The 13,720-nt window shown below is 60.0% G+C and carries 13 protein-coding genes; 2 read left to right on the top strand and 11 right to left on the bottom strand.

Going from position 1 to position 13,720, the window contains the following annotated elements; all coding sequences use genetic code 11:
- Nucleotides 1-83 precede the first annotated feature (83 nt).
- Entirely contained in the window at nucleotides 84-3,110 is a 3,027-nt protein-coding gene (locus C5L13_RS24215; protein ID WP_158693517.1) for a calcium-binding protein, read from the top strand.
- 123 nt (nucleotides 3,111-3,233) lie between these two features.
- On the opposite strand, the gene C5L13_RS24210 is transcribed toward C5L13_RS24215, so the two are convergent.
- The 7 genes from C5L13_RS24210 to C5L13_RS24180 all read right to left on the bottom strand — a co-directional run bounded on the left by C5L13_RS24210 (nucleotide 3,234) and on the right by C5L13_RS24180 (nucleotide 8,290).
- Nucleotides 3,234-3,725 (bottom strand): BA14K family protein, encoded by a 492-nt coding sequence (locus C5L13_RS24210; protein ID WP_105385821.1) that lies wholly within the window; start codon nucleotides 3,723-3,725, stop codon nucleotides 3,234-3,236.
- Nucleotides 3,726-3,838: 113 nt separating this feature from the next.
- On the bottom strand, nucleotides 3,839-4,375 hold the full coding sequence (locus tag C5L13_RS24205) for a MerR family transcriptional regulator (protein WP_105385820.1): 537 nt from the start codon (nucleotides 4,373-4,375) through the stop codon (nucleotides 3,839-3,841).
- A gap of 163 nt (nucleotides 4,376-4,538) precedes the next feature.
- On the bottom strand, nucleotides 4,539-4,877 hold the full coding sequence (locus C5L13_RS24200) for an integration host factor subunit alpha (RefSeq protein WP_105385819.1): 339 nt from the start codon (nucleotides 4,875-4,877) through the stop codon (nucleotides 4,539-4,541).
- A gap of 118 nt (nucleotides 4,878-4,995) precedes the next feature.
- A complete protein-coding gene (locus tag C5L13_RS24195; RefSeq protein WP_105385818.1) occupies nucleotides 4,996-5,967 on the bottom strand; it encodes a beta-ketoacyl-ACP synthase III in 972 nt (323 codons plus the stop codon).
- Nucleotides 5,968-5,986: 19 nt separating this feature from the next.
- Nucleotides 5,987-7,033 carry a phosphate acyltransferase PlsX gene (gene plsX, locus C5L13_RS24190; protein ID WP_105385854.1) on the bottom strand — a complete coding sequence of 349 codons (1,047 nt, stop codon included), beginning with the start codon at nucleotides 7,031-7,033 and terminating at the stop codon, nucleotides 5,987-5,989.
- Nucleotides 7,034-7,180: 147 nt separating this feature from the next.
- The gene (locus tag C5L13_RS24185; protein ID WP_105385817.1) at nucleotides 7,181-7,747 is read right to left on the bottom strand and encodes a YceD family protein; all 567 of its coding nucleotides are present in this window, start codon (nucleotides 7,745-7,747) and stop codon (nucleotides 7,181-7,183) included.
- Between the two features lie 6 nt (nucleotides 7,748-7,753).
- The gene (locus C5L13_RS24180; RefSeq protein ID WP_105385816.1) at nucleotides 7,754-8,290 is read right to left on the bottom strand and encodes a ubiquinol-cytochrome C chaperone family protein; all 537 of its coding nucleotides are present in this window, start codon (nucleotides 8,288-8,290) and stop codon (nucleotides 7,754-7,756) included.
- A gap of 222 nt (nucleotides 8,291-8,512) precedes the next feature.
- On the opposite strand from C5L13_RS24180, the gene C5L13_RS24175 reads away from it, so the two are divergent.
- A complete protein-coding gene (locus tag C5L13_RS24175) occupies nucleotides 8,513-9,046 on the top strand; it encodes an outer membrane protein assembly factor BamE (RefSeq protein ID WP_105385815.1) in 534 nt (177 codons plus the stop codon).
- An 87-nt stretch (nucleotides 9,047-9,133) separates the two neighbouring features.
- On the opposite strand, the gene C5L13_RS24170 is transcribed toward C5L13_RS24175, so the two are convergent.
- The 4 genes from C5L13_RS24170 to ribH all read right to left on the bottom strand — a co-directional run bounded on the left by C5L13_RS24170 (nucleotide 9,134) and on the right by ribH (nucleotide 13,676).
- Nucleotides 9,134-11,275 carry a sodium-translocating pyrophosphatase gene (locus tag C5L13_RS24170; protein ID WP_105385814.1) on the bottom strand — a complete coding sequence of 714 codons (2,142 nt, stop codon included), beginning with the start codon at nucleotides 11,273-11,275 and terminating at the stop codon, nucleotides 9,134-9,136.
- A 219-nt stretch (nucleotides 11,276-11,494) separates the two neighbouring features.
- Nucleotides 11,495-12,718, bottom strand: coding sequence for an MFS transporter (locus C5L13_RS24165; protein ID WP_105385813.1), 1,224 nt, complete (start codon nucleotides 12,716-12,718; stop codon nucleotides 11,495-11,497).
- Between the two features lie 15 nt (nucleotides 12,719-12,733).
- Nucleotides 12,734-13,213, bottom strand: coding sequence for a transcription antitermination factor NusB (nusB, locus tag C5L13_RS24160; protein WP_105385853.1), 480 nt, complete (start codon nucleotides 13,211-13,213; stop codon nucleotides 12,734-12,736).
- Nucleotides 13,214-13,217: 4 nt separating this feature from the next.
- A complete protein-coding gene (ribH, locus tag C5L13_RS24155; protein WP_105385812.1) occupies nucleotides 13,218-13,676 on the bottom strand; it encodes a 6,7-dimethyl-8-ribityllumazine synthase in 459 nt (152 codons plus the stop codon).
- Between the last annotated feature and the right edge of the window lie 44 nt (nucleotides 13,677-13,720).

The raw sequence follows: 13,720 nt of genomic DNA, 5'->3' as shown, positions 1-13,720 counted from the left end.
GGGGCTGATCGCGCCCTCAATAACGGCGCTCGCAGTCACTGCGTGCGCTCCAACAATCAACTTTAAATTGAAAGGCACAACACATGGCAACTCGCTATGGCACAGAGTCGTCCGAAACACTCAACGGCGACAATACGCAGGACACGATCTTCACCCTCGGTGGTGACGACACTTCTAACGGCAAGTTCGGCTCCGACATGCTTTACGGTGGAGATGGCAAGGATACGCTTAACGGCGGTTTCCAGGACGACATGTTATCCGGCGATGCCGACGATGACACTCTTCTGGGCGGATCGGGTGAAGACAGGCTCTCCGGCGGCGAAGGCGTCGACATCATGTCGGGCGATCTGGGAGCAGATACCTTTACGGAATACGACCTTGAGAACTGGCAAGGCGACAGGATCAATGGCGGCATCGGCCTCGACACCTTGAGCCTGGAAGTCAGCTCCCTTTCCAGCGGCCTGACCTTCTCTGCGGCCGATCCGACTAAAACCGCGACGATATTTGGCGCCAGCGTCACCGGCGTGGAGCAATTCCAGATCTTCGCCACGGATTATGTGGACAAGCTTACCGGAGGCCGCTGGAATGATCAGTTCTTTGGAGCGGAAGGTAATGACAATCTCAACGGAGGAGGAGGCAATGACATTCTCTTCGGTGATGAAGGCAAGGATTCAATCCTGGGAGGGCAAGGAGATGACTATCTCACCGGAGGAAATGGCGACGACCAGCTAAACGGAAGCTACGGCAACGACATGCTGAGTGGCGGAGCCGGCAACGATACGCTCGCCGCAGGAAATGGTAACGATACGCTCCATGGCGACGATGGCAACGACACGTTGACCGGCGGAGCCGGCTCAAACTACATCGACGGAGGCGCTGGCAACGACAATATCGACGCCGGCAGCAACAACGACTATATTTCCGTTGGAACGGGTATGGACAAGGTCATTGCCGGCACTGGCGATGATACTGTTGTGATGGCCGTCAACAATGGCAAGGACACCGTTGATGGTGGTTCGGGTACGGACCGGGTTGAAATATCCGGTTTGGCAGGCACCTTTACAGCCAAGACCTCAAACCTCAGCAATACTTTGTCCGATGGTTCGACAATCATCAATTTCGAGCAGTACACGCTTAAGGGCTCAAACGGCACCGATCGCTTCACTACGCTCGGTGGCAGCGACATGCTTTACGGCTATGCTGGCAACGACACCTTCAAAGCCGGAGCAGGCAACGATTTCGTCTACGGCGGCACCGGTAACGATGCGCTCTACGGCGAGGACGGCAATGACCTGCTGGACGCCGGCACCGGCAAGGACATCATCAGCGGCGGAGCCGGAACTGACCGCGCCGTCATCGATGCATCCGACATGGGCTCGACCGCCGTCACCTTCAGCGTCAGCGGTAACAAAGGCACCTTGTCGAATGGAACCACGACGACCGACGTCGAGACGTTCCAGATCACCACGGCCAATGGCAATGACATCCTGAGAGCCGGCACGGCTCAGCAGGTCACCTTCACCTCGGGCAAAGGCAATGACCAACTCTACGGAGGAATGGGAAGCGACAGCCTGAACGGTGGCGAAGGCAACGATAGGATCGATGGCGCCGCCGGCAATGACAGCGTCCACGACGCGGGCGGGAATAACACCATCACCGCCGGCGACGGGAATGACTCCGTCAGCATCAACATCCTGAAAGCATCGAGCGGCGGCGACAAGTCCATCGTCGACCTCGGCGCGGGTAACGACTCTGTCTCGCTCAACAGCGGCACAGGCTCGACCGTTGGCATCCTTCAGGCAAATGGTGGAACTGGCACCGATATGGCGCTGATTGACAGATCCACGGCGACGAGCAATCTCGCCTTCACGCTAAGCGCCCATGCTACTCTCACCAACGGCAACGTCGTCCTCGACAATTTCGAACAGGTCACGATCAAGGCCGGTTCGGGTAACGACGTCCTGAAGGGCGGCAACCTGCACGATACGTTCGTCGGCAATGCCGGCAACGATGACCTTCAGGGCCTCGGGGGGAACGACACCCTCTATGGCGGCGCCGGAAAGGACAAACTCACCGGCGGTGACGGAAACGACAACCTCTGGGCTGGCATCAACGCAGCCGATGACAAGGCCACAGATGTTCTGGCGGCCGGCAACGGAAACGACAACCTACACATCAACAACGGCGATACTGCTTCCGGCGGCGCTGGCACAGACAGTGTTTACGTGGATCTTTCCAATATCACCACGGGCGTCAACTTCACCTTCACCACTGGTACTGTGAAGGTGAATGCGACCACGACGTTCTCAGAGATGGAGAGGCTCGACTTTACCGGCACGACGTCCTCCGACATCGTGAAGGCTAGCACGGGCAACGACATCCTGCGTGGCATGGCAGGCAATGACACGCTCGACGGCAATTCCGGTGACGACACCCTCTACGACGGGGCCGGAAATGACACGCTGAGAGGCGGTGCCGGGACTGACAGGCTGGTGCGTGACAACTATACCGGCAAGGACGTCTTTGACGGAGGCGACGGCACAGACACCCTTTCATTCGGGTCTGCGGGTGACCTTTCTGTAAAGCTCGACCTTCTCGACAACACGAAAAACGACGGCATGGCCTTGGGCCTCACCGTTACGGGGTTCGAGAAGGTCATCGGCTCCGACAGGGATGACGATATCGCAGGTGCCAACGTCAGCGAGCAGCTTTTCGGCGGTGATGGTGGTGACATCCTCAACGGTCGTGGCGGTCACGATACGCTTGTCGGAGGAAACGGTGCCGACAAGATGACGGGCGGTACCGGCAACGACACCTTTGTCTTTAGCGATCTGCTCTCGGGCGGCGACTTCGTTACCGACTTCAAGCGTGGAGAAGACAAGCTTGCCATTGACTACAGCGATTTCGGCCTCGCCTCGAACTACAAGCTGACCTTGGTACAAGGTGCAGATCCCGTGGCAACAGGTACCGGTCCGGTATTCCTGTACGATGCCGACACGCATCAGCTCTGGTTCGATGCGGATGGCAAATCATTGGACCAGGAAGCCCATCTCGTAGCGACCCTGGACAACATTACGTCGCTCAACTCCAGCGACTTCCTGTTCGTCTGATAATTCTCGGTCCCGGCGGCCTCCGCCGGACCATTTCATCGTGGGGTTGAAACGTCGTTTGGCCCTGCTATGGCAACATCTAAAAGACCGCCCTGCCTATCCGGCAGGGCGGTTTTCTTCAGATCACGAATACGGCGAATAGCACTGTCTGCGCGGGCCACCATAGGGTTGGAACGTATTGTCGTAAGCCCTGTAGGAGCGGTAGCGAGAGTAGCACCAGTTCACGTGGGAATTGCCTCCGACATATCGCCGGGGGGTGACGTAACGCGGTTGCGCCAGAGCTCCGCCGATGATGGCGCCGGCGGCCAGGCCGCCGATGATCGCGCCGACATTGGAGTCGCGCCGATGACGGCGATAATAACGATCCCGGTAGTAGCTGTCGCGATAGTAGCGATCGCGAGAATAGCGTCGCGGACCGCCGTCACGGTAGCGCCAATAACGACGACTATCCAGCCGAGGACCGCTCAGCCTGTTATTGTCTTCCCATTGGACGTTTTGCACCGCTCGCGGCGCTTCGATCTTCGGCGCGCTGACCGTTGGAAAGGCCTGTGCCGGCGCGATGCCGCTAAAGGCCGTAATCAAGGACAGCGCGACGATAGCGAGTTTCTTCCTCATAATTCACCTCCTCTGATCCTGTGGAGGAAATGATCCTCCTTTTCATCTGAACAAAGGGTGAATGGTAAATTCCAGTTAACGTTCCCTGGTCGAGAAAAATTGCGAACTTGCGGCTATCGGACCTGATCGAGCAGGCGCTTGCATTCCAGAAGATCGAACAGTGCTTCCTGAAGCAGTGCTCGATCTTCCTTGCCTACGCTGGACTTGCCGATCGATACTTCCGGCACGTCGTCCTCATGGGAGGATCCGAAACCAAAGAAACGTCCGCTTGGTTTTACCTTGGGACGTCCGACGACCTGATCCTCTTCCGCGGCGCTGACCTTCGGCTCGACATGCTTTTCGCTGTTTGCCGCCATGATCGCTTCCATGGTGGCGAGGTCGCCCGAGGCGATTGCGGCGACAAACTTGTTGCCGTTGGTCTTCAGGAGCTTCTGGACGCCCTTGATCGTGTAGCCATGGTCATAGAGGAGGTGACGAATACCTTTCAGCAGATCCACGTCTTCGGGACGATAATAGCGGCGCCCGCCGCCCCGCTTCATCGGCCGGATCTGCGGGAAACGCGTCTCCCAAAAGCGCAGCACATGCTGAGGCAGGTCGAGATCATCCGCGACCTCGCTGATCGTACGAAAGGCATCCGGGCTCTTATCCAAGGATCAGTCTCCAAACAGCAGCCTGCCGACACCGCGGACAGCGGCGGCAGCCTTTCACGCATAGGGGATTATGCGACGAATCGAGCATATCTCAACGGTTTGCGCCGAAAGATTCAAGCATGTTCACAGGATTGGAGCGAATGCGGTTCCGGCGCGCCTTGCTTCACGCAACAGGACTTGGCGGTTTCTGCTTGGACTTGCGCGCCGTATGAGCCTTGAGAATGCGCTGCTTCAGGACGTTCGAGGCCTTGAAGGTCATGACACGGCGCGGAGAGATCGGCACTTCTTCGCCGGTCTTCGGGTTACGGCCGATACGCTCGTTCTTCGCACGCACCTGGAAGGTCGCAAATGAGGAAAGCTTGACCATCTCGCCACGAACGATGGCGTTGCAGATCTCATCGATGACGGTCTCGACAAGTTCGGCCGACTCCGTTCGGGAAAGCCCGACCTTGCGGAATACCGACTCTGCCAGATCCGCGCGTGTTACTGTCTTGCCGGCCATGATCCCCGCCCAATTTTCGAAATTGATCTTGTCAAAGCCGATAGAGAGTATTTTGCTTGAGCGCGAGGGTCAAGCACCTGTGCGCAATGACATATTTGCGTTTGCGTTGAAAATACGCCTACCAGCGAAGAAGCAGCGCGCCCCAGGTGAAGCCGCCCCCCATTGCCTCGAGCATGACCAGATCGCCCTGCTTGATCCGGCCGTCGCCGGCGGCAACCGAAAGCGCGAGCGGAATGGACGCTGCCGACGTGTTGCCGTGCAGATCAACCGTCACCACGACTTTCTCTGGCGGGATTCCGAGCTTCTTCGCCGATCCGTCGATGATACGCCGATTGGCCTGGTGCGGCACCAGCCAGTCCAGATCTTCCGCCGTCGTGTCTGTCGCGGCAAAGGCTGCTTCGATCACGTCGGTAATCATCCCGACGGCATGCTTGAAGACCTCGCGACCCTCCATCCGCAGATGACCGACGGTGCCCGTCGTGGACGGTCCGCCGTCGACGTAGAGCTTTTCCTTGTGGGTGCCGTCGGAGCGAAGATGTGCTGTCAGAACGCCGCGGTCCGCGATCGTTCCCTCGCTTTCCTGCCCTTCCAGCACAAGCGCACCCGCTCCGTCGCCGAAGAGAACGCAGGTCGTACGGTCCTTCCAGTCGAGAATGCGGGAAAAGGTCTCGGCGCCGATCACCAGCACGCGCTTTGCCATGCCGCCGCGAATATGCAGGTCAGCGGTCGCCACGGCATAGACGAAGCCTGAGCAGACAGCCTGCAGGTCGAAGGCATAGCCATGCGTCATCCCGAGGCGATTCTGGATGTTTACGGCAGTCGCGGGGAAGGTGTTGTCGGGTGTGGACGTGGCGACCAGCACCAGATCGATGTCATCGGGGGTGAGCCCGGCATTCTCAAGCGCGGCACGGGCCGCCTGCTCGCCGAGCGACGCCGTCGTCTCCCCCTCGCCTGCGATATAGCGTTGGCGGATGCCGGTGCGCTGGACGATCCATTCGTCGGATGTCTCGACGATGCTTTCCAGCTCCTTGTTGGGCACTACCCGCTTCGGCAGGGCTGCCCCGTAACCGCGAACCACTGAACGGATCATTCTCTTTCACATCCTGTCGTCATGCCGCTTCAGGGCCAGCAGGCGGCTGGCGGCGAGCATGGTAAACCTTCAAATCCTGCGCAATCTTGGCGTTCAGGTCGTTACGCGCCATGTCGTAGCCGACGTCGATCGCGGCTGCAAAACCGTCGGCATTGGTGCCGCCATGGCTCTTGATGACGATGCCGTTCAAACCAAGAAAGACCCCGCCATTGACCCTGTTCGGGTCCATTTTTTCGCGCAGCCGGTCGAACGCGCTTTTGGCGAGCAGATAGCCGATCTTGGCAAAGATGGTGCGCGACATGGCTTCGCGCAACAGCGTGGCGATCTGCCGCGCGGTTCCCTCCGCGGTCTTCAAGGCAATGTTTCCGGTAAAGCCTTCGGTCACCACGACGTCCACGGTTCCCTTGCCGATATCGTCGCCTTCCACGAAGCCGTGATAGGCGATAGTGGGCAGGTTGGCTTCGCGGATCAGCCGGCCGGCTTCCCTGACCTCTTCCTGGCCCTTCACCTCCTCGACGCCGACGTTGAGAAGACCGACCGTCGGCCGGTCAACTTCGAAAAGCGCACGAGCCATGGCTCCGCCCATCAAGGCGAAATCGAGGAGTTGCTGCGAATCGGCGCCGATCGTGGCACCAATATCCAGCACGATGCTTTCGCCCTTCAATGTCGGCCAGATGCCCGCAATCGCCGGGCGCTCGATATTGGCCATCGTGCGCAGACAGAACTTTGCCATGGCCATCAGCGCGCCGGTATTGCCGGCGGAAACCGCGACATCGGCCTCCCCCAGCTTCACGGCCTCGATCGAACGCCACATGGTCGAGACATAGCGGCCACGGCGCAGCGCCTGGCTCGGCTTCTCTTCCATGCTGACGGCGAGTTCGCACTCGTGGAAGATCGATTTGTCGCGCAGTTTCGGATATTTCGCCAGCCACGGTTCGCATTCGGCCTTCAGGCCGTAGATGAGGAACGTCACATCCGGATGGCGATCCAGCGCCTTGGCGGCGCCGGGAATGACGACCTCGGGCCCAAAATCGCCACCCATGGCGTCAAGAGAAATTCTGACCACGCGTCCCTGATCCTTATCTTCGCCGGACACATGATCCAATCATAGGTCATGCGCCAGTTCTAGCGTCTTCTGTGGCCATGCTCCTGCGCGGCGCTGCCGGCGAATTCGTGGCCAAAATATAGTTTTTGTTGCTGCTTACAACAGCCGTCAGTCCTTTTTCCAGTCTTTCAGAACCGCGAAAGGATTGGGGCGGCCCGACTTCCCGTCTCCATCGCCTTCCCGGTGATCGGAAAATTCGATACCGGCCTTGCGTGGATAGGGATCGATGGCGAGGGCCGCAAACTCGGCAACGGCCACCCCGGCATCGATGGTGTCGCCGGCAAACGCCTCCGGGAGATCCGGTCCATCGGGATCCAGTATCATCTCGGCGGCCTCGTTGGTGACGATCCGTGCGAGCTTGGAGCCTTCGGGCACGAATATCTGCTCGAAATCCTCGCCGATTTTCGATTCGACCGGATCGAGCGTCACCACGCAGGACTGGACGATATCTGCCGTAACCCGCCCCTTGAGCCGGACGCCGTCCTTCTTCCAGCGCGTAATCTGCAGGTCGGCTATCAACGATTTCACGGACACCACCTGCCAGAGCTTTGCCAGGTCCACGCGCTCCCGCTCATTCGCCTCCAGATGCACGGTCACCGGATTGGCCGATATGTGGCCGACCTTTACCGGATAGGAAAAGGGAGGTTTTTCGCTCCCACCATGGATATTCTTCATGCAACCTCACTTCCCTGGCAAAGGCAGAACCGCCTGCCCGCGGGAAATCTCATCTTCGGATACGCCGGCAAGTGCCGCCTCAGCCGCAATCATCCAATCCGCAAGTTCAGGCATCGCGGGCGCATCTGCCATTCCTGGATAGATATTGCGCCGAAGCGCATCCGCAAGCTTTTCAGTGTCGCCTGCCTCAAGAGCGGCAGCGTAAGTCTCGAGCCTTCCATAAAACATGCCGGCAAGCCTCTTCATGCGCTTGGGCACACTCTGATCCCCGATTCCGAGTTCACGGATCGAATGGTCGATATCCTGGAAAAAGGCGTCGACAATTTCCTGGGCAAGCTCCTGCCCGCTCGCATCCGACTTTGCCGTCCGGCGGAAAAACAGGATCATCACGATCGACAGCATCTCGAAACGGCCCATGACAGTGTCGGGCACGTCGAGGTCGCTGTAGAAGACGGGAATGCGCGCAGTGGACGTCAAGGCGGCATATTGCCGATCGACGATCGCGCGGTTGTGGTTCTTCTTCCTGAAAAGCCTGAAAATCATCCGAATTCCCGTTATTTGCCTCCATGAAGATCTCTGGCTGACGGTCGGCCATGTTGCATGGAAACGAAAGCTGGTTTACCGAAGCAGGCACGAATTGCAATGCCGTTCCGCCGATCAGCGAACGGGGTCGTGATCCTTTCGCCCGCATGGCGGCAAGGATCAGCCTTATGTCCCCGAATAGCCACAATGGTATGAACAGCAGGGACGGTCGAGTTTTGGGGGATGCGGTTGAACAAGCGGGTTTTCGGGTACGAGATGACATTCTTGAGTAAGACCGCGATGGCGATTGTCGTCGCATCCATGACCGTTTCCGGCTGCACGTCGATGCAGCTTGGCGATACCATGTACAACGGCTACGTCATCGACCAGCAGTCGCTGAACCTCATTCCTGAGGGGTCCAGCCGCGAACAGGTGTTGCTGACCATGGGGACGCCGTCGACGACGGCGACCTTCGATACCGAAGTCTTCTATTACATTTCCCAGAGGCGCGAACGCGCCGTGGCGTTCATGAAGCCGCGGCTGGTCGACCAGTCCGTACTGGCGATCTATTTCGACAAGAACGGCACGGTGGCCCGGAAGGCCAACTATACGATGCAGGATGGCAAGGTGTTCGACACCATTTCCCGCACGACGCCGACAGGCGGTCGCGACCTGACATTCCTGCAGCAGCTTCTTTCGGGCGGCACTGGCGCCGGGGGCGCAGGTGCGGCAGCAGCGCGCAACCTCCTCGGCGGGGGCGGGCTCGGCGGTCGCTAAGCACCGACTTGGGTTACAGAAAAGGCCCGCGGGAGACGCTCCCGCGGGCCTTTTGTTTGTGAGACACGTTCTTTGTCAGGCGGGTTCTCAGCCGGCAAGAACCGCAAGCAGCAGAAGAGCAACGATGTTGGTGATCTTGATTGCCGGATTGACGGCGGGACCAGCGGTATCCTTGTAGGGGTCGCCCACAGTATCGCCGGTGACCGACGCCTTGTGTGCCTCCGACCCCTTGAGGTGCCGGGTGCCGTCCTTGTCCACGAAGCCATCCTCGAAGCTTTTCTTGGCATTGTCCCAGGCACCGCCGCCCGACGTCATCGAGATCGCCACGAAGAGACCGTTGACGATCACGCCCAGCAGCGAAGCGCCAAGTGCCGCAAAGGCGGACGCCTTGTCGCCGCCGGAGATCAGCAGAACGCCGAAATAGACGACGATCGGCGCGAGCACCGGCAGCAGCGACGGAATGATCATCTCGCGGATCGCGGCCTTGGTCAGGATATCGACGGCCCTGCCATAATCCGGACGCTCCGTTCCCTGCATGATGCCCGGCTTGCTGCGGAACTGCATGCGCACTTCCTCAACGATCGAGCCGGCGGCACGGCCGACGGCGGTCATCGCGATGCCGCCGAAGAGGTAGGGAATGAGGCCGCCGAAGATCAGGCCCGCAACGACGTAAGGGTTTGAAAGATCGAAGTTGATCTCGCCGACGCCGTTGAAATAGGGATATTGGGCGCTGTTGGCGACGAAATATTTCAGGTCGTTGGAATAGGCTGCGAAAAGCACCAGAGCGCCGAGACCGGCCGAGCCGATTGCATAGCCCTTGGTGACGGCCTTGGTGGTGTTGCCGACCGCGTCGAGCGCATCGGTCGATTTGCGCACTTCCGGCGGCAGATGGGACATTTCGGCAATGCCGCCGGCGTTGTCGGTGACGGGGCCGAAGGCGTCGAGCGCGACGATCATGCCGGCGAGGCCGAGCATGGCGGTGACCGCGATCCCGGTCCCGAACAGGCCGGCAAGTTGATAGGTCGCAATGATGCCGCCGACGATGACGATTGCCGGCAGGGCCGTCGATTCGAGCGAGACGGCAAGCCCCTGGATGACGTTGGTGCCGTGACCGGTCACCGAGGCCTGGGCGATGGAATTGACCGGACGCTTGTTGGTGCCCGTATAATATTCGGTAATGACGACGATCAGCGCCGTCACCACGAGGCCGAGAAGACCGCAGATGAACAGGTTTGTACCGGTGATTTCCCGACCGGCCACGGAACCGATCGTGCCCCAGCCGATGGTCAGCGAGGTCGCGGCGCCAAGGCCGAGGATCGACAGAAGGCCGGTGACGATGAGGCCCTTGTAAAGAGCCCCCATGATGGAGCCGTTGGCGCCAAGCTTGACGAAGAAGGTGCCGATGATCGAGGTGACGATGCAGGCGCCGCAGATAGCCAGCGGGTAGATCATTACCGTTTCCAGCACCGGTGCGCCGGCGAAGAAGATTGCGGCAAGAACCATGGTGGCGACGACGGAAACGGCATAGGTTTCGAAGAGGTCGGCAGCCATGCCGGCGCAATCGCCGACGTTGTCGCCGACGTTGTCGGCAATCGTCGCCGGATTGCGCGGATCGTCCTCGGGAATGCCTGCTTCGACCTTGCCGACGAGGTCACCGCCGACATCGGCTCCCTTGGTGAAGATACCGCCGCCGAGACGGGCGAAGATGGAGATCAGCGATGCGCCGAAACCGAGCGCGACGAGGGAGTCGATGACTTCGCGCGAGCCGCTCGGATGACCAAGGCCAGCCGTCAACACCCAGTAGTAGATTGAAACGCCGAGGAGAGCGAGACCCGCAACCAGCATGCCGGTGATGGCGCCTGATTTGAAGGCGATGTCGAGACCGGCGGCGAGGCTCTGCGAGGAGGCCTGAGCAGTGCGGACGTTGGCGCGAACCGAGACATGCATGCCGATGAAGCCGGCGGCGCCGGAAAGCACAGCACCAATGATGAAGCCGAGCGCGGCGGTGCCGGACAGAAGCAGCCAGGCAAGAATGGCGACGACAACGCCGACGATGGCGATCGTCATGTATTGGCGCGTCAGATACGCTTGTGCGCCCTCACGGATATAGCCGGCGATTTCCTGCATGCGCTGATTGCCCTGATCGGCAGCCAGAACTGAACGCGTCGCCCAGGCGGCATAAATGATCGATAGCAGGCCGCAAACGATCACACCTAAAATTACGGTCATTCGCTTCTTCCTCTCCCTAAGCCCTGGCGGAACATTCCGCCGGCCATGCACTCCACGACACCCCGCCCTGTCCTCCCAGATATTTCGGGGCCGCCGCGGCACTCCACCGCGCATTTTCGCGCAAACGACCGAATCCCCTCCCAAGAATCCGACAGTCGATCACGCGGCGCGAGATTGCGGTGGAGTTGGATTGGCGTCAAGCCCCGAGAGGGCAAGACTCTAGGCGGATTTTGCGGAAGAGGATTTCAGCATCAATGCCAGCACGAGAACCAGGCAGACGATGGTCACCGGCCAGATGATGAGGTTCATGAACGACCACCCGTAGGCGGTGAATATCTTGCCGGAGGAGAAGGACGAAAGAGCGACCGTTGTAAACAGGATGATGTCATGGAACCCCTGCACCTTGTCCGCCTCGTGGGGCCGGTAACTCGAGGCGACGATTGCCGTCGAACCGATGAAACCGAAATTCCAGCCGATGCCGAGCAGCACAAGCGCACCCCAGAAATTCCAGAGCTCGATGCCGATATGGGCGACGACTGCGCATCCCATGAGGATGACGAGGCCGGCAGCAACGATCTTTTCCACGCCGAAGCGGGAAATCAGCATGCCCGTGAAGAAACTCGGGGCGAACATCGCAAGCACATGCCACTGGATGCCGAGCGTCGCCATCTCGGTCGGGAAACCGCAACCGATGACCATCGCCAGCGGCGCTCCGGTCATCATGAAGGTCATCAGCGCGAAGCTGCTGATGCCGCAGATCATGCCGGTCAGGAATCGCTGGCTGATGACGATCTCAGACAGCGGGCGAGCCGGTGTCGTCGCCGTCGCGCTGGAGGTCATTGCCGGCAACCTGAGCGGCACGAGCATCAGAACAGCAATGAGAAACAAGGGTATGAGGGCCATGAAGGCACCGGCAAAGAGCACCGGCGCCGCCAGGTCCTTGGTCCAGATCGCCAGCTGCGGGCCGACTATGGCCGACACGATCCCGGCTGCAAGAATCCACGAAATCGCCTTCGGCTTGTAGAAGGAAGGCGAAGCATCCGCAGCCGCAAAGCGGATCTTCTGCGTGGCGCCGCCGCAAAGCCCGATCAGCAGCATCCCCAGCGTGAAGAGCCAGAAATTCGATTGAAACAGCGCGACTGCGCCAATGCCGGCGCCAACCGCGCCGAGAACAGCTCCGAGCATGAAGCTCGGTTTGCGGCCGAGAAATCGGGACGCAACGGCAATTGCGACGGCACCCGCCGCCATGCCGATGTTGAAGCCGGTGAGAGGAGCGGTCGCCAGCGACTTGTCGTCGCTCAAAAGCTGATAGCCGACAAGGCCGCCCAGCGAAAAGACCACTGGAGGCGCCGACCCCAGGATCGCCTGGGTCGCCGCAAGCAGGGCGACACTCCGGCGGGCCGTGCGCAGCTGCGTCTGAAGTCCGTCCACCGCGCCGTCCATGCCGTAATCCTCAGTCTATTTCCTGGTGTCGCCACGCACCTGTTTGGCGATGCGGTCGAGAACGGCGTTGACGATCCGCGGCTCCTCCTCGGCGAAGAAGGCACGCGCGATCTCGACATATTCGGTCACGATGACCGCGACCGGCACGTCCTTGCGCTCAAGGATTTCGAAAGTGCCTGCACGCAAAATCGCGCGCAACGTCGAATCGAGGCGGGAGAGCGGCCAGTCCTCCTGGAGCGACGAGCGGATCAGCGGATCGATCTTCACCTGGTCGCGGACGACGCCAGCAACGATCGAGCGGAACCATGACGGATCGGCTTTCAGATAAGTGTCGCCGTCGAGTTCCTGGCCGAGCCTGTGCGCCTCGTATTCGGCCACCACTTCCAGCACGCCGGTGCCGCCGATATCCATCTGGTAAAGCGCCTGCACTGCCGCGAGACGGGCTGCGCCCCGCTGGTTGGCCGGCTTGACCGGATGTTCGCCTTCCTTCGTCATAAATTCAACCACCGTTCAACTTTTCACGCAGCGCGATCATCGTCAGCGCCGCACGCGCGGCAAAGCCGCCCTTGTCCTTGTCCGTCCGGCGCGCACGCGCCCAAGCCTGGTCATCGTTCTCGACCGTCAGAATGCCATTGCCGATCGCCAGCGATTCCGAAACAGCAAGATCCATGAGAGCCCGAGAAGACTCATTTGCAACGATATCGAAATGATAGGTCTCGCCGCGGATGACCATGCCGAGCGCGACGAAGCCGTGGTACTCCGTGCCGCCCTCTTCCGCTGCATCGAGCGCCATGGCGATTGCCGGCGGAATTTCCAGCGCGCCCGGCACGGTCACAACGTCATAGGTCGCGCCCGCTTCTTTAAGCGCATTGGTGGCACCATCGAGCAGCGCATCGGCCATGTCGTCGTAGAAACGTGCCTCGACGATGAGGATATGTGGAGCGGTTTCACGCGACATGATTCACCTTCATGATATCGAGCCAGTTTCAAATCGGGCTTCGG

Origin of the sequence: Neorhizobium alkalisoli, from assembly GCF_002968635.1 — a bacterium.
Lineage (GTDB): Bacteria > Pseudomonadota > Alphaproteobacteria > Rhizobiales > Rhizobiaceae > Neorhizobium > Neorhizobium alkalisoli.
The sequence above is the reverse complement of the archived record's forward strand: the minus strand, read 5'-3'. Positions and strand labels throughout refer to the sequence as shown.